The sequence below is a fragment of the Hydrogenophaga borbori genome (assembly GCF_003417535.1).
In the GTDB taxonomy this organism is placed as follows: domain Bacteria; phylum Pseudomonadota; class Gammaproteobacteria; order Burkholderiales; family Burkholderiaceae_C; genus Hydrogenophaga; species Hydrogenophaga borbori.
Genome location: NZ_QVLS01000013.1, coordinates 51,182 through 71,362 on the forward strand (window position 1 = coordinate 51,182; position 20,181 = coordinate 71,362).

Here is a 20,181-nt window from a genome sequence, read left to right on the forward strand (position 1 = left end):
CCGCCCGTACCGTGGCGGCTTCATCCCACCGCACCACAGGAGAACGAGTTGTCGATCCGCACCGCCCACCACTGGGCGCTGAACCTGGCCGCGCAGGCCGGCGTCGTCCACACCGCGAAGAGCGGGCTGTCGCATGTGCTCAAGTCTCCTCTGGTGAATCTGAACCGCCGGCTCGCGGGCCTTGCGGCGCGCGAGGTCCGGGTGGCGGGGCACGGCCTGCATTATCTGGAGGGCGGCCGTGGCGAGCCCGTGCTGCTGCTGCATGGCATCTTCGCCGAGAAGGACCATTGGGTGGACCTGGCGCGCCGGCTGACCCCGCACCACCGCGTGGTCGTGCCCGACCTGCCCGGCTTCGGCGCCAGCGAGCGGCACGAGGACCAGCGCTACGGCTACGCCGAGCAGGTGGAGCGGCTGCGCGCCTTCCTGGACGCCATCGGCGTGCAGCGCGCGCACGTGGCCGGCAACTCCATGGGCGGCACGCTGGGGGCCCTGCTGGCCGGGGAATACCCCGGCCGCGTCGCCTCGCTGGCGTTCATCGGCGCGCCGCACGGCCTGCGCTCGCCGCGCCCCAGCGAGACCGACCGGCTGATCGACGCCGGACAGGCCCCGCTGATCGCGCACGACGCGGCGGCGTTCGACGCGCTGCTGGAACGCCTGTTCGGGCAGCGGCCCTGGCTGCCCTGGCCCATCCTGCGCGCGGCGCGCGAGGACGCGATCCGCCGCGCCCCCTCGAACCTTCGCCTGTGGCAGGAACACCTGGCCGACCGCTACCTGCTGGAGCGGCGCCTCGCGCGGGTGCCGGCGCCGCTGCTGGTGCTGTGGGGGCGGCGCGACCGCGTGTTCCACGTGTCGGGCGCGCGCACGCTGCGCTGGCAACGTCCCGATGCGGACATCCAGGTGCTGGACCGTTTGGGACACTTGCCCATGATGGAGGCGCCGCTGACCGTGGCGCAGCGCTACCGCCCCTTCCTGGAACGCCACCGATGGATGCGCCACCGGACATGAGACCGCCCGCCCACCCCCTCGCCGCGCCGGCCGCGCGCGCCGCCGCCCTGCTGGCGGCCTGCGCCGCCCTCGCCGGCTGCGAGACCGCGCCCCGTGCCGGCGGCCTGACCCGCGCCCAGGTGCTGGACGTGGTGAAGGACCGCCACGACGTCCGCGACGGCCACCCCGAGCTGTACGCGGCCCTGCGCGCCGGCGTGACCCGGCGCGAGCTCGAGCAAGGCCGGCTGTTCGAAGGCGAGTGCGGACTGCCCGACGCCGCGCAGGCCTTGGGCATGCGCTGGCTCACGGTGACGGTGCTCGCCCCGGCCGGCCTGCGCCTGGCCAGCGGCAGCGCGGTGGACGTGCGCGGCTTGCGCGCGGCCTGGCCGGCCGTGGGCGGCGGCACAGCACCGCGCTGGCACGGCGTCTATGCGGGCAGCGCCAGCGCTCAAGGCGAGGCCACGGCCTCCGCCCTGGCCCCCCGGCCCGGTGCGCCCTGCCTGGCGCCGGACGCGCCACCCGGCCAGTGGCGCGTGAAGCTGCGCGGGCCGGCGCCGGCCTGGGCCTTCGACTTCGCCCAGGCCGGCCTGCGCCGCCTGGACGCCCTGCGCGACAGCGACCTGGCCGCCGGCCGCGTGCTGCGCCTGGGCTGCCAGCTCAAGGTGTTGGACGGCGGCGACTGGTACGCCCCGGTCTGGGTGGCCACCGCCCCCGAGGCGCTGCGGCTGCGGGCGGGCGACGTGGTCCGCCTGCGCGCGGGCGCCGAAGCCGGATCGAAGGACCCGGGCCCGCCCGCCGAGGTGCTGGAACGGCTCGACGGCGTGGCCGCGCCCGGCGGCCACGCGCTGGTGCGCTGCGGCTAGCCGGCCGCGCCCGGGGCCAGCGCCCTGAGCCGCTGGTGCGCCGGTCCGTCCCGGTCCACCGGCCGGTTCTGCTTGCCTTTGAGGTAGTGCTCGCTGAACACGTCCAGCCAGGCGGCCAGGGCCTCGGCCGCGCGCGCCTCGCCCGCCAGGGCCAGGCACAGGGCCGCCACCTCGGCGGTGCAGAAGTGGTCGGCGCGCGCGGCGCGGCGCAGGCGGTAGTTCGAGGGGTGGTCGGGGTGCAGGCTCAGCACCGGGAAGGGGTCGAGGTAGCGGCTCTTGTTGAACATCTTGCGCGCCTCGGACCAGGTGCCGTCGAGCAGCACGAACAGCGGGCGCCGCGCGGGCGCGCCGGCCGTGGCGGGCCCGGCCGGCGGCGGCGCCGCGATCACGCGCGCCGGGTCCACGAATTCGCCGGGGAACACCACGCAGGGCTGCCACTGAGGGTCGTTCAGCAGGGCGATGAGCGCGGGATCGATGACCGTGCGCGACCAGGCGAAGGCCCAGGTGTGTGCCACCAGGTCGGCGATCAGCCAGCCGGTGTTGCTGGGCTTGAGCGCCTCGATATCGCCCATGAGCAGGCAGACGCCGGCGCGGGTGTCCACGCGCGGGCGCAGGTCGCAGATGCAGTAAGGGGCCAAGAGCCGGCAGCGCTCGCAGCGCCCGGGCGCGGAGCCGCGCGCGACGAAGGGCTTGGAACTGGCGGCCAGGCGCGTGGCGCGCAGGCGGGAGACGGCGTGGGGCATGGGGCAGCGACTGTACCGCCGCCCCGGGCGCGGCCGGTTCAGGGGATGAAGTTCAGCCCCTCGGGCAGATCGCCCTGGATAGGCACCTCGAACAGCGGCCCGCCGGCGTCGGGGTCGATGACCGTCGCGCCATGGCTGGCGAAGAAGACGGCGATCTGCGTCTGCGCCGCCACCGCCAGCGGCGCGGCCGCCGCGACGCCGATGTTGGTGAGGAAGGTGTGCGGGTTCTTCGGGATGCCTGGGTTGCCGGCGAAGGCCAGGTCGTTGCGGTAGTAGGTGACGCGGTCTTTGAGCCCGCCCGCGCGCACGATGGCGCTGGTGGTGGGGTTGGGCACGGTCTGGTCGCCCTTGGCGAATTGCAGGATCACCGGCTTGGCCGCGTGGCCCGCCGGCGGGTCGCGGCGGATCAGCTCGGCGTAGGACACCGGGTTGCCCGACTGCTGCACCCATTGGTTGCGGTCCAGCAGCTCGGCAATGGCCATGGCGCCCGGCACGGTGTTGATCAGCGGCGGCTGGTCGCGCAGCGGGATGTTCTCGTCGAAGTTCAGCGGCACCGGCCGCTCGGGCGTGGGCGGCAGGTTCAGCAGCACCGGCTGGCGCGTGGCCAGGCTCAGGCCGGTGAGGATGCGAAAAGCGGGGCTCAGGCGCGCGATCTCGGTGATGGAGCCGCCCGGCACGTTGGGCACGCCGGCCTTGATGTTGCGCTCCACGCCCAGCAGGATGGTGCCGTAGATGCCGCCGAAGGACTGCCCCGCGTAGTAGATGCGGCCGGGGTCGAGATCCGGCGCGCCATCGCCGTCGGCGTCGACGCCGACCTCGATCTGGCGCACCAGCTGCATCAGGTCAACCACCGTCTGGCGCAGGCCGTCGCGGCTGCTGACGATGGTCTGCGGCGCGGCGGCGTTCACGCCCTCGGTGCTGTCGATGCTGCCGTTGCCGTCCTGGTCGATGCCGCGCCCGCCAGCGGGGATCTGCACCGGCGCGCCCGCGGTGGGCAGCGCGTTGAGCGTGCCCAGCGCGCCGCCGCCGTGGCCCACCACGTTGATCGACACCGTGGCAATGCCCTGCGAGGCCAGCACCGAGGCCACCGTCCAGGGCGCGCCGTACATGCTGTCGGTGAAGCCGTGACCGAAGATCGCCACCGGCCAGCCCAGGGCCGGCTTGGGTCCCGCGGGCAGGAAGAACTGGGCCGTCAGCGTCTCGCTGCCCAGCAGGCGCGGCGCGCCGGTCAGCGTATCGGTCGCGGGGATCACCTTGGCGGCGTTCTGGTACGAGGGCGAGTCGAAGCGGCCGTAGGCCACTTGGCCCACCGCGCCCGGCACCACCTGCAGGGCGGGCGTGGGCAGGAAGCTGGGCGTGAACGCCGGTGCCGTGCCGGTCTGGCGGTTGAACTGGATGCCCTGCAGCCCCGCCACCGGGAACAGCGCGCGCACGCTGCCGCCGTTGCCCACCATGAAATTCATGGGCGCGGGCGTGCTGGCCTTGATGCGCCGCTGGATCTTGAGCAGGTCGCCGGTGGCCGACTGCGTGGTGAACAGCGAGGCCGCCACCACGTTGCGGCCGCCGCCGCGCGCCATCGGCAGCGCGTCGCGCAGCTCGCGCTGCTGCGGGTCGCGCCCGTCCAGGAAGCTGGCCGGCTTGAGCTTCTTGCCGCTGGCGTCGCGCACGCCATTGGTGATCACCAGCAGGTAGCGCGAGCGCTCCTGCAGCAGCTCGTCGGATTCGAACGCCAGGGTCTTGCTCGGCGGGTCCCACACCACGCGGTTGATGCCCACCTTCTGGCCAAAGCCGCGCAGGGTGAGCACGTCGCCCAGGTTGACCAGGTAGATGCTGTCGCTGCCCACCGACGTCGGGTCGATGTCGCCCGTGAACGGCACCGTGAAACGCGGCTGGGTGGAAAAGCCGTCCAGCGTGTTGATGACGTCGATGTCGGCGCAGTCGCTGGGCCGCGCGGCGCAGTCGGGCTTGGGCAGGTTCACCCGGCGCAGCGTGGCGTTGCCGAAGTCAGGCACCGTCCAGCGGTTGCTGGGAAAGGGGGCCGTGGTGGCGTCGTAGCGCACGGCCACGCCGTCGGCCAGGGCCAGCACCGGCCACAGGGCCAGCAAAGGAATCCAACGGGTCGAACGCGCGCGAAGTCGGTTCATGGCGTGTCTCCTGGGTGAGCCGCGCAGCGGCTCTGGGGGCCGGGTGCTGTTCCGAGCGGCGGTTATAGGCCCGCCGTGGTACGCGCACCAGGGGGGTCTGGCGTTTTCCCTGAGCCGGGCGTACCGTGCCGTGTCGCCTGCGCGACGCGCCGGGCCGCGGAACCTCCGCCGGTCGCCCCGCTCCATCCCTGGCCATGGAGATGTCATGTTCAAGACCGTCAAAGACCTGATCGAGCGGCTCGCCGGCGAGCTCGCCGCCCCGACGGACACGCCGCCCGACGGGCACACCCTGCAGCTGTCCACCGCCGTGCTGCTGGTCGAGGTGATGCGCGCCGCGCCCGAGGTGCACGAAGGCGAGTACGGCGCCGTGCTGCGCGCCCTGCGCCGTCAGTTCGAGCTCAGCGACGACGAGTTGCAGCGCCTGATCGAGCTGGCCCACGAGACCGCCCGCACCGCCTACGACTACCAGCGTTTCACCCGCCTGCTCAACGAGCGCTTCACGCACGCGCAGAAGGTGGCCATGGTGGAAGCCATGTGGGCCGTGGCCTACGCCGACGCCCACCTGGACGTGCACGAGAACGCGGTCATCCGCAAGGTCGCGGGGCTGCTGCACGTCACGCACGGCGAGTACATCGCGGCCAAGCTGCACGCGCAGCACGCGGGGCCGCCGTCGGGGCACGACGTGCTGCCTTGAACCCACACAATCTTTGCGGGGGCGCCGCAACCGGTTTACCGGCGCGATACACGGCCTGGGCACGATGAAGGCTCAACAACACCTCCCGAAAGGAGACCGAGATGAAAGCCCGTTCGCTGATCTCCATCGCCGTCGCCACCGCCACGCTCGCCATGAGCACCGCTGCCCTGGCCCGCGACGACCACCGCGGCTTCTCGCGCCATGACGGCCCGCGCGCCGAGCGCCACGTCGATCGGCATGTCCACGACCGCGGTCCGCGTTTCGACCGAGGCCCGCGCTTCGGCCACGGTCCGCGCGACGTGCGCATCGTGAACCGCAACCACTACTACTACGGCCCCGGCCCGCGCTGGCAGCGCGGCCAGTACCTGCCCCGCGAATACCGCGGCGGCCGCTACATCGTGGTGCAGCACAACCCGCGCCTGTACCAGCCGCCGCGCGGCCACCACTGGGTGCAGGTCAATGGCGAGTTCCTGCTGATCGCCGCCGCCACCGGCCTGATCGCCCACGCCATCCTCAGCAACTGATCCGGCACTACCATCGCGGCATGAAACGCCGCCACGCCCTCCTCTCCTCCATGGCCGCTTTCGCGGCCATGGGCTTGTTGTCCGCCTGCTCGCGCGAGCCCGAGGCCACGCCGCCGGCCCCACCCATCGACCACAGCCAGGCCCTGCAGGTGCTCGCCGCCGAAGGCAAGGGATTCACCGTGGGCGCCATGATGGCCGCCCAGACCGTCTACGTGCTGTTCGACCCGCAGTGCCCGCACTGTGCCGCGCTGTGGGAGTCGTCGCAGCCCCTGCTACGCCAAGCGCGTTTCGTCTGGCTGCCCGTGGCCCTGCTCAACGCCAAGAGCCTGCCCCAAGGGGCGGCCATTCTCGGCGCGGCCAACCCGGCCGAGGCCATGGCAAGCCACGAGAAAAGCCTGAGCACCGGCCAGGGCGGCATTTCTGCTTCCGCCAGCGTGCCTGCCGAACTGGAAGCCGCCATCAAGCACAACACGGCCCTGCTGACGCGCCTGGGTGCGGAATCGGTGCCCTTCATCGTGGCGCGCGACCCGAAAGGCAATGGCGCCCGCACCGTGGCCGGCGCCATGCCCACCGGGCAGCTGGCCAGCTTCATCGGCCTGGGCGGGCAGTAAAAAAACCAGCCAGGCGGCGAACGTGCAGGCATGACCGCCAGACGCAACGGATTCTTAATTAATTAGTGCCAAGGGAGTATCTAGAAAGTAGATCGATCGGCTGAAACTTGGTGGACACCCGCTACCGCTTTCGTGCGGGCCCCACCAACTGTTCACCGATCGATCCATGCCTCGTCCCTTGCTTCCACCGTGGGCCATGGCCGTCCTGGCGGCTCCGCTGGCCGTCGCACCCGGTTTTGCCCAGACCGATCCCGGCCCAGCGGCCCCTCTCCCGGCCGCCACCCCGTTCGGCGCTTCGCCCCACGCGCCCCGGCCCCCGGCAGACGGCAGCCCGGTCATGCCCGACCGGCGACCGGGGCAGGCCAGCCAGGCCCACCCGGCGGTGCAGGCCGGCGGCCTGAGCCTCAACGACTCGGGCGCCCAGTACAGCAGCGAATCGCGCGACACCCGGCTCAACGCCAGCATCGGGCGCGACTGGGGGGGCGGCAGCGGCCTGCGCGCCGGCGTCGACTACGCCCGCCTGCTCAACGACCAATGGGCCGTGGGCGGCAACTTCATTGCCAGCATCGAGCACCAGGAGGTCGTGCTCAACGGCCTGTACTCGCCCAGCCAGGACCTGCACCTCGGGCTGTCGCTGGGCTGGCTGCGCGACACCGACACCTACCCGTTCTATTCCGGCCCCGCCGACGTGTCGGTCGACCAGGCCTCGTTACTGGCGCGCGCGATCAAACGCTTCGATGAAGGCTCCTGGCTCACGCAGCTGAGCGGCAGCGTCTACATGGCCCGCGCGCGCAAGCCCGACGTGCCCGACGCGGTGATGGTGGAGGAATCGCCCACGCTCATCCGCTTCCTCGTCGACCCGCGCGAGATCGCGCCCGGCCGCCTGCAGGGCTTCAATGTGGGCATGGGCTTGCGCCCCTGGGCCAACGCCGAGCTCAAGCTCTCGCTGGGCCGCGAAACCCTGCGCTACCGCTTCCAGGACGGCTCGGGCGAAAGGGACCGCCGCACCACCGCGGGCCTGGGCTACACCCATTCCCTGCCGGGCTGCTGGCAGTTCGAAGGCAACGCCAACACCAGCGTGGCGGGCGATCGCCTGTCCCTTGGTGTGCGCCACGGCCTGTGGAACGTGGCGCTGGCGCGCGACGGCGGCGCCTCGGGCATGAAGGCCCGCACCAGCCTCGTGGTCGGCGTGGACGTTCCGCTGGGCCGCAACCACCCGGCGCGCTGCGCGGCCGGCGCAGGCCCGCGCCCGGCGCGCGACGTGCGCCGCCTGGACGAGGTCTTCCAGCGCCCGCGCGAGCTGCCCTCGCGCGCGCTCGCCAAGGTCGACCTGACCGCCACGCCCTTCGTGCTCGCCAGCCTCGACACGGCCGGCCTGGGCGGCTCCACCGTGACGGCCACACCCGACGACCTGATCATCAAGCTGCCCTCCCCCGCCACGAACGTGGCCCAGCTGAGCTTCAACGGCCTGCCCACGGGCAACCAGGGCAGCGACGGCCGACCGCTCGTCTGGGTGCAGGACGGGGCGCTGCACATCGGCATCCGCCGCTTCCCCAACCCGGGGGCCGGTTCGGCCATCCCGGTGTCCGTGATCGTGGTGATGGCCGACGCCTCGCTCACCCTGGTCACCTTCAACGCCGTGGGGTTCTGACATGCGCCTCGTCCCTCGCTTCGCTGCCTGGTTCGCGCGGTCGCTCGTCCAGGGCCTCGTTCAGCGGCCCTGGCGGTGCCTGTTGCTGCTCACGCTCGGCACCCCCTTCGCATGGGCCACCGGTGTGAGCATCAACCACCTGGTGATCACCAACGTCAAGCAGCTGTCGTTCGCGCAGGCCCGGATGGAAGTGCCGGTGGGCGGGCATACCACGCAGACCGCCACGGTGCGCCTGAGCCCGGGCGCGGTCACCTACCGCAGCGGCGACACCGCCGTGGCCACAGTCAATGCCCAGACGGGCCAGGTCAGCGGCGTGCTCTCGGGCGAGACCACCATCGTCGCCACCCAGGCCGCCTCGCCGCCCTACCCGGCCGCCAGCGCCAGCTACACCCTACAGGTGAAAGGCCAGCCCCTCACCTTCCACCCCTGGCAACTGGCCAGCGTGGCGTACGGCGTGCCGTCCTTCCAGATCGCGCCCCCCACCTCCAACGTGCAGGGCGCGACCATCGTCTACAGCCTGAAGGACCAGGCCACCGCGGTGGCCAGCATCACCGAGCAAGGCCTGGTCACGGTGAAAGCCGTCGGCAAGACCACCATCGTGGCCACCCAGAAGCCGTTCGGCGCCTACGACGGCGGCACCACGGAGGCCGAGCTCGAGGTGACGGCGGTCACGGGCCTGAACGACAGGGAGATTCCCTACACCGCGGTCCCCATCGACCTGCCGCCCCAGCTGGGCGGCCAGCCGGTGACGTACGCCAGCGGCAACACGGGCGTGGCGACCCTCACCGGCACCAGCGCCCAGCCCCAGGTGTCCCTCAAGGGCCTGGGCCAAACCCAGCTGAAGGCCGCCAACGCCGCGGGCACCGTGATCGCCACGGCCACCTGGACGGTGATCGCGGCGCCGTCCGGCCTGAACCTGGCCAACGTGACGCTCCCGTCCACCACCTTCGAGACCACCCTGCAAGCGAGCTCGGACAGCCCGGGCGCCATCAGCTACAGCATCCCGAGCCAGGACACACCCAACATCGCCGAGCTCAGCCCGAGCGGGCATCTGCTCGTCAAAGGACCGGGCACCGTTCAGGTGCAGGTGTCGCAAGCGGCCAGCGGACCGTATGCCGCGGCCACCACCACGGCGTCCGTCACCATCAGCGATGGCCGGCCGGGCGTCGTGATCACCTCGTGGCCCACGCAGGTCTTGCACGCGAACGACACCTTCGAGGTCCGCTACCGCGTCAACTATTTCCCTGGCGGGGTGAGCGGCGGCGTCTTTTCGTACAACGGTTCGACCGGCTGGGGCACCGACGGCAACATCCAGCGGGTGTCGTACACCCCGCCACCGGCGGCCGGCCAAGAGGGCGTATTCGTGTTCAAGGTCGTCGACCACCCCCTCACGGGCGGCTACCGGTTCGCACTGACCTACGTGGGCGGACCCTTCAGCGGCTACCTCGAAGGGGAGTTCGACAACCCGGACGTCTACCGCGACATCGCGGTCCAGTACATCAACCCGCACCCGCTCAACCTGGGACCGGCGTGGCAGATGGTGTACGGCGACAAGCCGGTCATGCCCCCCACCTACGACGATGCCGGGAACCTCATTGCCACGAACGATCCCCGCTACTGCCCCTATTTCATGTCCAGCAACCCGAACGTGCTGCGCGGCGTGGGCGTTCCTTTTGGCAGCGCGGCGTACGACAAGGACCATTGGGAAACCACGGGGGTCGGCCAAACCACCATCAGTTGTGGCAAGACCGGCGACTACCTGAGCACCACGCTGACAGTGATCGGCGCCGACCCCCGGTTGCAGGCCTTCCCGGCGGTCACCCTGGGCATGGATTCGAATCCCTATCCGCTGCTGCCGGCGGCGTCGCTCAACCCCTCGAGCGACTGGCGCTACGAGATCGTCCAGACCCCGGGCCAACCCGTGGTGGCCCAGATCCAGAACGGCCAGGTCGTGCCCCTGGCGGCCGGCACGGCCACCCTGCGCGCCACCCAGGCGGCCAGCAACAACTTCCGCGAAGCCTCCATCGATGCCACCTTGACGGTGACGCCGGCCCAGGCCCGGGTGTTCGACAACATCGTGGCCACCTTTGGCGACCCCGACTTCGACGTCCCGCGCCCGCAGGGCATCCCGGGCAACGCGCCGGTGTCGTACCAGTTCCCGCAGGCGGGCCAGGACGTGGCCACCCTCATCGGCGGAAAGATCCACATCCTGCACGCGGGCACGACGCCCATCCAGGCGGTGGTCGGCGGCACCACGTACACCGGGACGCTCACGGTGAACAAGGCCAAGCCCCGGCTGTTCTTCTACTTCACGCCGCAACTCTTCTTTTCGTCCACTTGCGGACAGGAATGGACCTGGCCCATCGCCAACCAGGGCACCAACAACACCGTGGGCGGCACCCTGATCACGAACAGCGACGGTCCCTTGTTCTACCCCATGGGTTCGGAGCCCGGCAACATCGGCAATGCCGGGCCCAACCAGTTCAAGCCCTACTACCTGCGGTGGATAAACCACCGGGCCTACACGCCAGAGATGGCGGTGTGGAGCGATGCCTGGGTGGAGCAGGGTGCCACCAGGGACTTCGAAGCCGCGACCAGCGAGAAGATCCAGTTCTCCGTCTGGGGCAACGACCGCGTGATCTTCAGCAACGGGCAGTGGGTCTTGTCCTGCAACCAATGAAGCCCCGGCGGCCGCGGCAGTTCAGCGCCGCCGCGGCCCGCGCGGCGGCCGCCGCTCCTGCAGGCGCTCCTGGCGGCGTTGCGCGTCCGCCACCTGTCCCGCGCGCAGCCATTGCAGGTACTGCTCGGGCGTCTCCAGCGTGATGCGCCCCATCAGCGTGGCGCGGAAGTCGCCGATCACCAGCTCGGCGGCCTTCTGCGCGTCCACGCGCCCACCGCTCACCAGCGCGCCGCGCTGGCGGCCGATGGCGTCGAGCAGTTCTTCCGCGGGTGCCTGGGCCAGTGCCTCGGCCGTGAGGCCGAAGCCGTAGCGCGCGAGCAGCAGCGCGGGATAGGCGAGCTTGAGGTTGTCCAGCAGCTCCAGCGCCACCTCCTGGTCGTCGTAGGCGTTGCGGCCCACCGCCCCGCTGGCCGCCAGGTGAAAGCCGCTTTGCGGGACGATGATGCGCGGCCACAGCATGCCCGGCGTGTCGTAGAGGTAGAAGTCGTCGGCCAGCACCAGGCGCTGCTCGGTGCGCGTCACCCCCGCCTCGTCACCGGTCTTGGCCGAGCGTTTGCCGACCAGGGTGTTGATGAGCGTGCTCTTGCCCACGTTGGGGATGCCGCAGATCAGCACCCGCAGCGGCTTGACCATGCCGCCGCGGTTCGGCGCGAGTTCGCGGCAAGCCGCGATCAGGGCGCGCGCGGGCGCCGCCACGCCCGCGTCGAGCGGGATGGCGCGGGTGCCGGGTTGGGCGTTGTAGTGCGCCAGCCAGAGCGCGGTGCGCTCGGGATCGGCCAGGTCCTGCTTGTTGAGCACCTTGAGCGAGGGCCGCTTCTTGGTGAGTTCCCCCAACAGGGGATTGGCGCTGGAGCCCGGCAGGCGCGCGTCCAGCATCTCGATCACCACGTCGATGGACTTCACGCGCTCGGCGATGGCCTGGCGCGTGAGGTGCATATGACCGGGGAACCACTGGACGCTCATGGGAAGACGGGCGGCGAACGGATGCGCCGCGAAGGGGCTGGAAGGTCGCGCATTGTGCCTTGGTGTAAGCCCGTAGGCCGCCCCCGGGCGGCCTGCCTAGAATGCCCCGTCCCTCTTCCCACCCAGCGAAAGGCGCCCATGGCCATCACCGTCAAGATCGACCTCGGCTACGAATTCGCCGTCAAGGCCAAGGCGGCCGATGTGTTCAAGCTGCTGTCGGACGTGCCCGCCTCGGTGGCCCACTTCCCCAAGGTCGACAAGCTCACCGACCTCGGCGGCGGCAGCTACCAATGGGAGATGGAGAAGGTCGGCACGGCCCAGGTCAACATCCAGACCGTGTACGCCAGCAAGTACACCAGTCAGTGGAATGACGCCAAGGGCACGGGCACCGTGAAATGGGTGCCCGTCAAGGGTGTGGGCAACGCCCAGGTGGGCGGGCACTGGAAGATCAGCGACCAGAAGAAGTCCACCGCGATCGAATTGGCCATCGAGGGCACGGTGGACGTGCCGCTGCCCAGCCTCATGAAGATGGTGGTGGCGCCGGTGGTCGAGGCGGAATTCGAAAAGCTGGTCGACAAGTACATCGCCAACCTGGTCAAGAAGTTCGGCGGCGAGGCCTGAAGATGATGTGAACGGGCGCTCAGGCCGCCAGCGCCTGGCCCTGCCCCGCCACCGTGCGCGGGCGCCCCAGCCGCTCCGCCGACACGTACTCCTGCCGGTACACCTCGAACGGCAGGGTGTCGGCCGCCTCGATGGCGCGCTGGTCGTCCAGCGACCGTTGGGCCAGCGCCTCGAAGCGCGACTGCTGCGGCTCGCCCCAGGGCAGGCCCAGCAACTGCCGGTGCGTCAGCGCCGACTGGCCGCGCACGAAGGCGACGAAGGAGTCGTCGTGGTGCGCCGACATGGCGTGCAGCACGCGCGCCGAGGGCAGCAGGTCGGGTTGGCGCAGCGTGCTGCGCGCATGCGCCACGGCCAGCGCGTGCGCGTCGGTGCCGTCCAGCTCGTCCAGTGCGTCGGCGATGGGCTGCAGCTGCTCGACGATCTCCAGGCCCCAGTCGCCGAGCTTCACGGGCGTGCCGCGGCGCAGCAGTTCCAGGCCGGGCTCGCGGCCGCGCGCGGCCGTCAGGTGCTGGTTCTGCGCCAGCTCGCGGATCTCGCTGGGCGTGTCCGGGGGGCTGTCGCTCAGCAGGCAGTGCAGCAGGAACACGTCGAGGAAGCGCAAGGTCATCGCATCGATGCCGATGGGCTCGAAGGGGTTGAGGTCCATCAACCGGACCTCGATGTACTCCACCCCCCGCTCGCGCAGCGCGTGCAGCGGACGCTCGCCCGGGAAGATCACGCGCTTGGGGCGGATGGTGCCGTAGAACTCGTTCTCGATCTGCAGCAGCGTGGTGGCGAGCTGGTTGTAGTCGCCCCCCGGGTTGCGGATGCCCACCGTCTCGTACGCGGGCCAGGGCCGCGTGAGCGCGTCGTGCAGCGAGGCCGCATAGCCCTCCAGGCCGTTGTAGCTCACGGCCAGCGTGCCCTGCGCCTCGCTCTGGTAGCCCAGGCGGCCCATGCGCAGCGAGGTGCCGTGCGGCATGTACAGCGTGCCGCTGGCGCCAAGCTTCTGCAGCTCGTGGGGGCGGCCTTCGACAAAACTCGAACACACCGCCGGCGAAGCGCCGAACAGCGTGAGCAGCAGGAAGGCGTGGCGGCGGAAGTTGCGGATGAGCGAGAAGTAGCCCTCGTTGTCCACGCCGGGCAGCGACCAGTTGTAGTGGATGCCCGAGATCGTCTGCATGCGCCGGCCGTAGCGGTGGGCCAGGCCCATGCGGTAGACGCTCTTGGCGCGGCCCACGTTGGACGAACCGTAGCGGCCGATGGGAATGGTCTCGTCGGGCGGCAGGCCGCAGGGCATGCTCGACACCCACAGCCGCTCGTCGCCCTGCGCCTGCAGCGCGCGCAGCACGAACTGGTGGATTTCCGTGAGCTCGGCCAGGCAGCTGTCCACGCTGGCGTGCACGCCCGTGATGAGCTCGAGCTGCGACTCGCTGTAGTCGGTGGTGATGTGCGGGTGCGTCAGCGCGCTGCCCAGCGCCGCCGGGTGGGGGGTGAGCGCCAGCTTGCCATCGGGCAAGGAGCGCAGGCTCTCCTTCTCGATGCCGCGGCGCATGCCCCGAAGTCGCTCGGGCCCCAGGGCGGCCAGCCGGTGTTGCAGTGCGGACATAAAGCAGAGACTCTTGCGAAGCGGGGGCCGGAAGTTAACACGGCTGCGCGGATTCTGCCGAGGCCGCTTCCCGGCATCCCCAGGCGGCCTGGGCCCGTGCGATCCAGGCCTCGATCGCCTCCGGGTCATGGTGTAGGCGCAGCTCGTCGAAGGCGGCCTGCGCCTCGGGGTGGCGCTGGCGCAGGTAGTTGAGCCACTGCTTGAGCCGCCCCGCGCGGTGGCGCCGCTCCACGCGCGCGCTCACGCGGGCCCAGAACAGCGGCAGCAGCGGCACCACGCGAGACCAGGGCACCCCGCCCTCGCCGCGGATGGCCGAGGCCAGCCCCGGGTCGGTGATCTGACCGCGGCCAATCATGAGGTGCTCGCAGCCCGTCACGGCCGCGCAGCGCCGCGCGTCCTCCACGCACCAGATCTCGCCGTTGGCGATCAGCACCGGCCGCCGCGCGGGCAGCGCCTGCGCCACCTGCGCGATGCGCTCCCAGTGCGCGGGCGGCTTGTAGCCCTGGGCCTTGGTGCGCGCGTGGATCACGAGCTCGCTCGCGCCCGCGTCGGTGATGGCCAGCGCGTTGTCCTCGGCGCGCGCATCGTCCAGGTAACCCAGGCGCATCTTGGCCGACACGGGAATGTGCGCCGGCACCGCGCGCCGCACCGCCGCCACGATGCGGCCCACCAGCTCGGGCTCGTCGAGCAGCACGGCGCCGCCCCGGCTGTTGTTCACCGTCTTGGCCGGGCAGCCGAAGTTCAGGTCGATGCCGGGCGGCTGCAGCGTGGCCAGGCGCGCGGCGTTCTCGGCCATGAGGGTGGGGTCGGAGCCCAGCAGCTGCGGGCGCACGGGCACGCCGGCCACGGTGCGCCCGCCGTTGAGCAGCTCGGGCACCACGCGGATGAAGGCGCGCTCGGGCAGCAGGGTGTTGGTGATCCGGATGAACTCGCTGGTGCAGCGGTCCACGCCGCCCAGGCGCGTGAGCACGTCGCGCAGGGTGGCGTCGAGCAGGCCTTCCATGGGAGCGAGCAGCAGCATGGGGCGTATTGTCCTGTGCCGCGCCGCCGCCCCCGGCCGGCGGGGACAATCGCGCCCCATGGACGTTGTCGACGATTTGCGCGTGGTGCACGAGGACGAGGCCCTGCTCGTGCTCGACAAGCCCTCGGGCCTGCTGGCGGTGCCGGGCCGCGGCCCGGACAAGCAGGACTGCCTGAGCGCGCGTGCCCAGGCGCGCTGGAGCGACGCCCTGGTCGTGCACCGCCTGGACATGGCCACCTCCGGCCTGGTGGTGATGGCGCGCGGCCTGGCCATGCAGCGCGCGCTGTCCCTGGCCTTCGAGAAGCGCCGTGTGCACAAGCGCTACACCGCCGTGGTGGCCGGGCGGCTCGACAACCCCGACCCCGGCAATGGCTGGCAGACCATCGACCTGCCGCTCATGATCGACTGGCTCAACCGGCCGCGCAGCATCGTGCACCATGGCATGGGCAAGCCCAGCCTGACGCGCTGGCGACTGGCCGGCGATGACCCAGGCCCGCGCACGGGCTTGGTCACGCGTTTAGAACTGGAGCCCGTGACCGGCCGAACCCACCAGCTGCGCGTGCACCTGCAGGCCATCGGCCACCCCATCGCGGGCGACCCGCTCTACGCGGACGGGGCACAACGCGCCCTGTCCAAGCGCTTGCTGCTGCACGCGGGCTGGCTCGCCCTGCCGCACCCGCTCAGCGGCGACACGCTCGAACTGCACAGCCCCTGCCCCTTCTGAACCCCGAACCGAACGAGACAAGCCACATGACGACATCCCATCTCACCATCCTCACTGGCGCCTCGCGCGGCATGGGCCAGGCCATGGCCCGCCAGCTGCTCGCACGCGACCGCGTGCTGCTGTGCCTGTCGCGCCAGATCAGCGACGGGCTGCAGGCCGAGGCCGAGCGACTCGGCGCGCCGCTGACCCAGTGGTCGCAGGACCTGGCCGACACCGCCGGCGCGCGCGAACGCCTGGCGAACTGGCTCGCCGGCCTCGACCCCAAGACCCTCGCCAGTGCCACGCTCATCAACAACGCGGGCGTGATACCGGCCATCGCGCCACTGGGCGACTGCCCGCCCGAAGGACTCAGCAACGCCCTGCGCGTGGGCCTGGAGGCCCCCATGCAGCTCACGGCCGCCTTCCTCGCCGCCACGCGCGCCTGGGCGCGGGCGGGCTGGGGCGGGCCGCGCAAGGTGCTCAACATCTCCTCCGGCCTGGGCCGCAACGCCATGGCCTCGCAAGCGCCCTACTGCGCCGCCAAGGCCGGGCTCGACCACTTCACGCGCTGCTGCGCGCTGGAAGAAGCGCCGCAGCCGAACGGCGCCAAGCTGGTGTCGCTGGCACCGGGCGTGATCGACACCGACATGCAGGTCCAACTGCGCAGCGGCGACGCCAGCGCCTTCCCTGACCACCAGCGCTTCGTCGACCTGCGCGAGAAGGGCATGCTCAGCACGCCCGAGGACGCGGCCCGCCGCGTGCTGGCCTGGCTGGGCCGCGCCGATTTCGGCCAGAACCCGGTGGCCGACGTGCGCGACGCCTGAGCGTCGCCCGCACGCCCGACAGGCGTCGCCTGCGCGACGCCGGCCCTGTTGCCCCTGCGCGCTACCATGACCGGCTTCCCCTTCCCCTTTCGATCCCTGGAGTTCACATGAGTCGAGACGTCTACGTCGTCAGCGCGGTGCGCACCGCCATCGGTACCTTCGGCGGCAGCCTGAAAGACACGCCGCCCACCGCGCTCGGCGCGCTGGTGGTGCGCGAATCGCTCGCGCGCGCCCAGGTCAGCGGCGAGGACGTCGGCCACGTGGTGTTCGGCCACGTGGTGAACACCGAGCCGCGCGACATGTACCTCTCGCGCGTGGCCGCGCTGGACGGCGGCTGCGCCCAGGGCACGCCGGCCTTCAACGTCAACCGCCTGTGCGGCTCTGGCCTGCAGGCCATCGTCTCGGCCGCGCAGGGCATCCTGCTCGGCGACGCCGACATCGCCATCGGCGCCGGCGCCGAGAACATGAGCCGAGCGCCCTACGCCAGCCTGAACACGCGCTTCGGCGCGCGCATGGGCGACGCCACGCTGGTCGACATGATGGTCGGCGCCCTGCACGACCCCTTCCACAAGATCCACATGGGCGTGACGGCCGAGAACATCGCCGCCAAGTGGGGCATCGGCCGCGAGGAGCAGGACCAGCTGGCCGCCGAAAGCCACCGCCGCGCGCAGCACGCGGTGGAGGCGGGCTACTTCAAGGACCAGATCGTTCCCGTGATGCTCAAGGGCCGCAAGGGCGAGGTCGCCTTCGACACCGACGAGCACTTCCGCCCCAACGCCACGGTGGAGGACATGGCCAAGCTCAAGCCGGTGTTCCTGAAGGACAACGGCACGGTCACCGCGGGCAACGCCTCCGGCATCAACGACGCCGCCGCCGCCGTGGTGCTGATGAGCGGCGAGCAGGTGAAGGCGCGCGGCCTCAAGCCCCTCGCCCGCCTGGTGGGCTACGCGCACGCGGGCGTGGACCCCAAGTACATGGGCATCGGTCCGGTGCCGGCCACGCAGGCCGTGCTGAAGAAAACCGGGTTGAGCGTCCAGGACATCGACGTGATCGAGGCCAACGAAGCCTTCGCGGCCCAGGCCTGCGCGGTGATCCGCGACCTGGGCCTGGACCCGGCCAAGGTCAACCCCAACGGCTCGGGGATCTCGCTGGGCCACCCCATCGGCGCCACCGGCGCGCTCATCACGGTGAAGGCCCTGCACGAGTTGCAGCGCCGCCAGGGCCGCTTCGCGCTGGTGACCATGTGCATCGGCGGCGGGCAGGGCATCGCCGCCGTCTTCGAACGCGCCTGAGGCCGCGCATGCACGGACTGCCGACCGCCGCGCCGGCGGACCTGGGGCTGTGCCCCGAACGCACGCAGGGCATCGTGCAGGCGCTGCAGCGCGACGTGGACCGCGGCCGCCTGCCCGGCGCCGCGGTGCTGCTGGCGCGGCACGGCCGCGTGGTGCTGGACGCGGCCGTCGGCCGACTGGACCCGGCGCGCAACACGCCCATGGGCACGGATGCGGTCTTCCGCATCTACTCCATGACCAAGCCCATCGTCTCGGTGGCGGCCATGCGGCTCGTCGAGCAGGGCCGGCTCTTGCTGAGCGACCCGGTGGGCCGCTACATCCCCGGCTTCCTGCGGCAGCAGGTGGCCGTGCCCGGCCCGCACGGCGTGGCGCTGGTGCCCGCCGCGCAGCCCGCCACCGTGCAGGACCTGCTGCGCCACACCGCCGGTCTCACCTACGAATTCACCGGCAATGGCCACGTGAACGCGCTGTACGCCCAGGCCGGCCTGGGCCGCCGCGACCAGACCAACGCCGAGCTCTGCGAGCGCCTGGCCGCCCTGCCGCTGGCGCACCAGCCCGCCAGCGCCTGGGCCTACAGCCGCGCCACCGACGTGCTGGGCCGGGTGATCGAGGTGATCACCGGGCAGGCGCTGGGCGAGCACCTGCGCGAGACCATCCTGCAACCGCTGGGCATGCGCGACACGGGCTTTCACGTGCCACCCGAACACCACCACCGCATCGCCGAGGCTTTCGGGCACGACCCCGACGGCGGCGTGCAGATGCCCATGCACGACCCGCGCGAAGTGCCCCGGCTGGAGATGGGCGGCGGCGGCCTGATGTCCACCGCGCACGACTACGCGCGCTTCCTGCAATGCCTGCTCAACGGCGGCGCGCTGGACGGCCATCGCCTGCTGTCGCCGCACACCCTGGCCTTCATGACGGCCGACCACCTGGGCACCCGCGTGGCCCACGCCGACAACCCGCTGCTGCCGCCCGGCCACGGCTTCGGCCTGGGCTTCGCGGTGCGCACCGCCCTGGGCGAGGCCAGCGTGCCCGGTTCGGTGGGCACCTACCACTGGAGCGGCATCGGCGGCACGCACTTCTTCGTCGACCCGGCGCTGGGGCTGTTCGCGGTCTTCATGGCGCAGGCGCCGAACCAGCGCATCCACTACCGGGGGGTGATGCGGGGGCTGGTGTACGCGGCGGTGCTGGACTGAGCGGCCGAGCCCGGCCGCGCCCCTGGCGATGAAGCGTCACCCGGTCCTCAATCTGCGCGAACTGCAGGTCTTCCAGGCCGTGGTCGAATGCGGCTCGCTGGGCAAGGCCTCGGAAGTGCTGAACCTGACCCAGCCCGCCCTCACGCGCATCCTCAAGCGGCTGGAGGAGCAGCTCGGTGTTGCGCTGTTCGATCGCCACGCGCATGGCATGTCCCTCACGCCGTACGGACGGGCGCTGGAGCCGCACGCCAGCCTGATGCTGTCCGAGTCGGGCCACGCGGTGCGGGCGCTGCGCGAGATGCAGGGCCTGGAGCGCGGTGTCGTGCGCGTGGGCGCCGTGTCCAGCGCGGTGGAGCACTTTCTGCCCGATGCCGTGGGCCGGCTGACCGAGCGGCACCCCGGCGTGCAGGTCCACATCGTGGAAGGCCTGTCGGACGAACTGGCGGTCTGGCTGGCCAAGGGCGACATCGACCTCGCCATCGGTTTTTCCATGCCCGCCGACGACGCGATCTCCCTCGTCTCCGAAAGCGAGTGGCAGGAAGGCTGCCATGTGGTGGCCGCCATGGATCACCCGCTGCGCGCCCGGCCGTCGCTCACGCTGGCGGACCTGGCCGGCCAGCGCTGGGTGCTCGTGCCCCGCAAGATGGGGCCGCGCGAGGAATGGCAGCAGCTGTTCTGGTCCCAGCGGATGGCGCCACCGCCGGTGGCCGTGGAGGCGCGCTCGACGAGCACCATCCGCGCCCTGGTGGCGCGCTGCGGCTTTCTGAGCTGGATGCCCCGTCTGCTGCTCGGGGAATGCCAGGGACCGTCCCGCGCCATCGAGGTGCTGCCCGTCGAGGGCGTCGCCTCGGTGCGCACCTTCGCCCTGTTCCAGCGGCGCCATGGCACGCTCTCGCCGGCCACGGTGCGCCTGCGCGACGACCTGCTCGCCTCGATCCGCGCCCTGCCCTCAGCCGTCCGCACCGGTCCCTAGCGCCAGGCCTTGGCGCCCGGCGCGGGCAGCCATACCGTTTCGCCATGCCTTTCGCCGGCGAAGTCATGCCCGGCCTGGCCTGCAGCGCGCCTAGACTGGCCGCCCC

18 protein-coding genes are annotated in these 20,181 nt (G+C 71.6%); 13 read left to right on the forward strand and 5 right to left on the reverse strand.

Annotated features, from left to right (window positions below):
* Positions 1-48 precede the first annotated feature (48 nt).
* Both DY262_RS18410 and DY262_RS18415 read left to right on the forward strand, forming a co-directional pair.
* Entirely contained in the window at positions 49-1,005 is a 957-nt protein-coding gene (locus tag DY262_RS18410) for an alpha/beta fold hydrolase (protein WP_116960540.1), read from the forward strand.
* On the forward strand, positions 1,002-1,847 hold the full coding sequence (locus DY262_RS18415; protein WP_147326272.1) for a hypothetical protein: 846 nt from the start codon (positions 1,002-1,004) through the stop codon (positions 1,845-1,847). Before DY262_RS18410 ends, DY262_RS18415 begins: the two co-directional genes overlap by 4 nt.
* Here DY262_RS18415 and DY262_RS18420 read toward each other — a convergent pair.
* Entirely contained in the window at positions 1,844-2,590 is a 747-nt protein-coding gene (locus DY262_RS18420) for a tRNA-uridine aminocarboxypropyltransferase (protein WP_116960542.1), read from the reverse strand. The two genes, DY262_RS18415 and DY262_RS18420, sit on opposite strands and share 4 nt — an antisense overlap.
* Positions 2,591-2,628: 38 nt before the next feature.
* Positions 2,629-4,734, reverse strand: coding sequence for an Ig-like domain-containing domain (locus tag DY262_RS18425; RefSeq protein WP_116960543.1), 2,106 nt, complete (start codon positions 4,732-4,734; stop codon positions 2,629-2,631).
* 205 nt (positions 4,735-4,939) lie between these two features.
* On the opposite strand from DY262_RS18425, the gene DY262_RS18430 reads away from it, so the two are divergent.
* From DY262_RS18430 to DY262_RS18450, 5 genes are all read left to right on the forward strand, one after another.
* Positions 4,940-5,428 carry a tellurite resistance TerB family protein gene (locus DY262_RS18430; RefSeq protein WP_116960544.1) on the forward strand — a complete coding sequence of 163 codons (489 nt, stop codon included), beginning with the start codon at positions 4,940-4,942 and terminating at the stop codon, positions 5,426-5,428.
* 101 nt (positions 5,429-5,529) lie between these two features.
* Entirely contained in the window at positions 5,530-5,952 is a 423-nt protein-coding gene (locus DY262_RS18435; RefSeq protein ID WP_116960545.1) for an RcnB family protein, read from the forward strand.
* Positions 5,953-5,972: 20 nt separating this feature from the next.
* Positions 5,973-6,563 (forward strand): thioredoxin fold domain-containing protein, encoded by a 591-nt coding sequence (locus tag DY262_RS18440; protein WP_116960546.1) that lies wholly within the window; start codon positions 5,973-5,975, stop codon positions 6,561-6,563.
* A gap of 337 nt (positions 6,564-6,900) precedes the next feature.
* Positions 6,901-8,214: a hypothetical protein gene (locus tag DY262_RS18445; protein WP_116960547.1), complete on the forward strand. Its 1,314-nt coding sequence runs from the start codon at positions 6,901-6,903 to the stop codon at positions 8,212-8,214.
* A 1-nt stretch (position 8,215) separates the two neighbouring features.
* Entirely contained in the window at positions 8,216-10,894 is a 2,679-nt protein-coding gene (locus DY262_RS18450; RefSeq protein WP_116960548.1) for an Ig-like domain-containing protein, read from the forward strand.
* Between the two features lie 21 nt (positions 10,895-10,915).
* On the opposite strand, the gene ylqF is transcribed toward DY262_RS18450, so the two are convergent.
* Entirely contained in the window at positions 10,916-11,857 is a 942-nt protein-coding gene (gene ylqF / locus DY262_RS18455) for a ribosome biogenesis GTPase YlqF (RefSeq protein ID WP_116960549.1), read from the reverse strand.
* Positions 11,858-11,995: 138 nt separating this feature from the next.
* On the opposite strand from ylqF, the gene DY262_RS18460 reads away from it, so the two are divergent.
* Positions 11,996-12,478, forward strand: a complete 483-nt coding sequence (locus DY262_RS18460) for an SRPBCC family protein (protein WP_116960550.1) — start codon at positions 11,996-11,998, stop codon at positions 12,476-12,478.
* 19 nt (positions 12,479-12,497) lie between these two features.
* Here the strand turns inward: DY262_RS18460 and gshA are convergent, their stop codons facing one another.
* Positions 12,498-14,066 (reverse strand): glutamate--cysteine ligase, encoded by a 1,569-nt coding sequence (gene gshA, locus DY262_RS18465; protein WP_116960551.1) that lies wholly within the window; start codon positions 14,064-14,066, stop codon positions 12,498-12,500.
* Positions 14,067-14,100: 34 nt separating this feature from the next.
* Positions 14,101-15,087 carry a tRNA dihydrouridine synthase gene (locus tag DY262_RS18470; protein WP_116960552.1) on the reverse strand — a complete coding sequence of 329 codons (987 nt, stop codon included), beginning with the start codon at positions 15,085-15,087 and terminating at the stop codon, positions 14,101-14,103.
* 58 nt (positions 15,088-15,145) lie between these two features.
* Here DY262_RS18470 and DY262_RS18475 point away from each other — a divergent pair, with 58 nt between their 5' ends.
* From DY262_RS18475 to DY262_RS18495, 5 genes are all read left to right on the forward strand, one after another.
* Complete coding sequence (locus DY262_RS18475) at positions 15,146-15,811, forward strand: RluA family pseudouridine synthase (RefSeq protein WP_116960553.1); 666 nt, start codon at positions 15,146-15,148, stop codon at positions 15,809-15,811.
* A 26-nt stretch (positions 15,812-15,837) separates the two neighbouring features.
* Positions 15,838-16,614: an SDR family NAD(P)-dependent oxidoreductase gene (locus tag DY262_RS18480; protein WP_116960554.1), complete on the forward strand. Its 777-nt coding sequence runs from the start codon at positions 15,838-15,840 to the stop codon at positions 16,612-16,614.
* Positions 16,615-16,721: 107 nt separating this feature from the next.
* The gene (gene bktB / locus DY262_RS18485; RefSeq protein WP_116960555.1) at positions 16,722-17,906 is read left to right on the forward strand and encodes a beta-ketothiolase BktB; all 1,185 of its coding nucleotides are present in this window, start codon (positions 16,722-16,724) and stop codon (positions 17,904-17,906) included.
* 8 nt (positions 17,907-17,914) lie between these two features.
* On the forward strand, positions 17,915-19,102 hold the full coding sequence (locus DY262_RS18490; protein WP_116960556.1) for a serine hydrolase domain-containing protein: 1,188 nt from the start codon (positions 17,915-17,917) through the stop codon (positions 19,100-19,102).
* 28 nt (positions 19,103-19,130) lie between these two features.
* Positions 19,131-20,075: a LysR family transcriptional regulator gene (locus DY262_RS18495; protein ID WP_116960557.1), complete on the forward strand. Its 945-nt coding sequence runs from the start codon at positions 19,131-19,133 to the stop codon at positions 20,073-20,075.
* Positions 20,076-20,181: the final 106 nt, after the last annotated feature.

Bases quoted from the DNA above. Each gene is read 5' to 3' on its own strand.
- DY262_RS18415 (WP_147326272.1), top strand. From the start codon at position 1,002: ATGAGACCGCCCGCCCACCCCCTCGCCGCGCCGGCCGCGCGCGCCGCC.
- DY262_RS18420 (WP_116960542.1), bottom strand. From the start codon at position 2,590: ATGCCCCACGCCGTCTCCCGCCTGCGCGCCACGCGCCTGGCCGCCAGT.
- DY262_RS18425 (WP_116960543.1), bottom strand. From the start codon at position 4,734: ATGAACCGACTTCGCGCGCGTTCGACCCGTTGGATTCCTTTGCTGGCC.
- DY262_RS18430 (WP_116960544.1), top strand. From the start codon at position 4,940: ATGTTCAAGACCGTCAAAGACCTGATCGAGCGGCTCGCCGGCGAGCTC.
- DY262_RS18435 (WP_116960545.1), top strand. From the start codon at position 5,530: ATGAAAGCCCGTTCGCTGATCTCCATCGCCGTCGCCACCGCCACGCTC.
- DY262_RS18440 (WP_116960546.1), top strand. From the start codon at position 5,973: ATGAAACGCCGCCACGCCCTCCTCTCCTCCATGGCCGCTTTCGCGGCC.
- DY262_RS18445 (WP_116960547.1), top strand. From the start codon at position 6,901: ATGCCCGACCGGCGACCGGGGCAGGCCAGCCAGGCCCACCCGGCGGTG.
- DY262_RS18450 (WP_116960548.1), top strand. From the start codon at position 8,216: ATGCGCCTCGTCCCTCGCTTCGCTGCCTGGTTCGCGCGGTCGCTCGTC.
- ylqF (WP_116960549.1), bottom strand. From the start codon at position 11,857: ATGAGCGTCCAGTGGTTCCCCGGTCATATGCACCTCACGCGCCAGGCC.
- DY262_RS18460 (WP_116960550.1), top strand. From the start codon at position 11,996: ATGGCCATCACCGTCAAGATCGACCTCGGCTACGAATTCGCCGTCAAG.
- gshA (WP_116960551.1), bottom strand. From the start codon at position 14,066: ATGTCCGCACTGCAACACCGGCTGGCCGCCCTGGGGCCCGAGCGACTT.
- DY262_RS18470 (WP_116960552.1), bottom strand. From the start codon at position 15,087: ATGCTGCTGCTCGCTCCCATGGAAGGCCTGCTCGACGCCACCCTGCGC.
- DY262_RS18475 (WP_116960553.1), top strand. From the start codon at position 15,146: ATGGACGTTGTCGACGATTTGCGCGTGGTGCACGAGGACGAGGCCCTG.
- DY262_RS18480 (WP_116960554.1), top strand. From the start codon at position 15,838: ATGACGACATCCCATCTCACCATCCTCACTGGCGCCTCGCGCGGCATG.
- bktB (WP_116960555.1), top strand. From the start codon at position 16,722: ATGAGTCGAGACGTCTACGTCGTCAGCGCGGTGCGCACCGCCATCGGT.
- DY262_RS18490 (WP_116960556.1), top strand. From the start codon at position 17,915: ATGCACGGACTGCCGACCGCCGCGCCGGCGGACCTGGGGCTGTGCCCC.
- DY262_RS18495 (WP_116960557.1), top strand. From the start codon at position 19,131: ATGAAGCGTCACCCGGTCCTCAATCTGCGCGAACTGCAGGTCTTCCAG.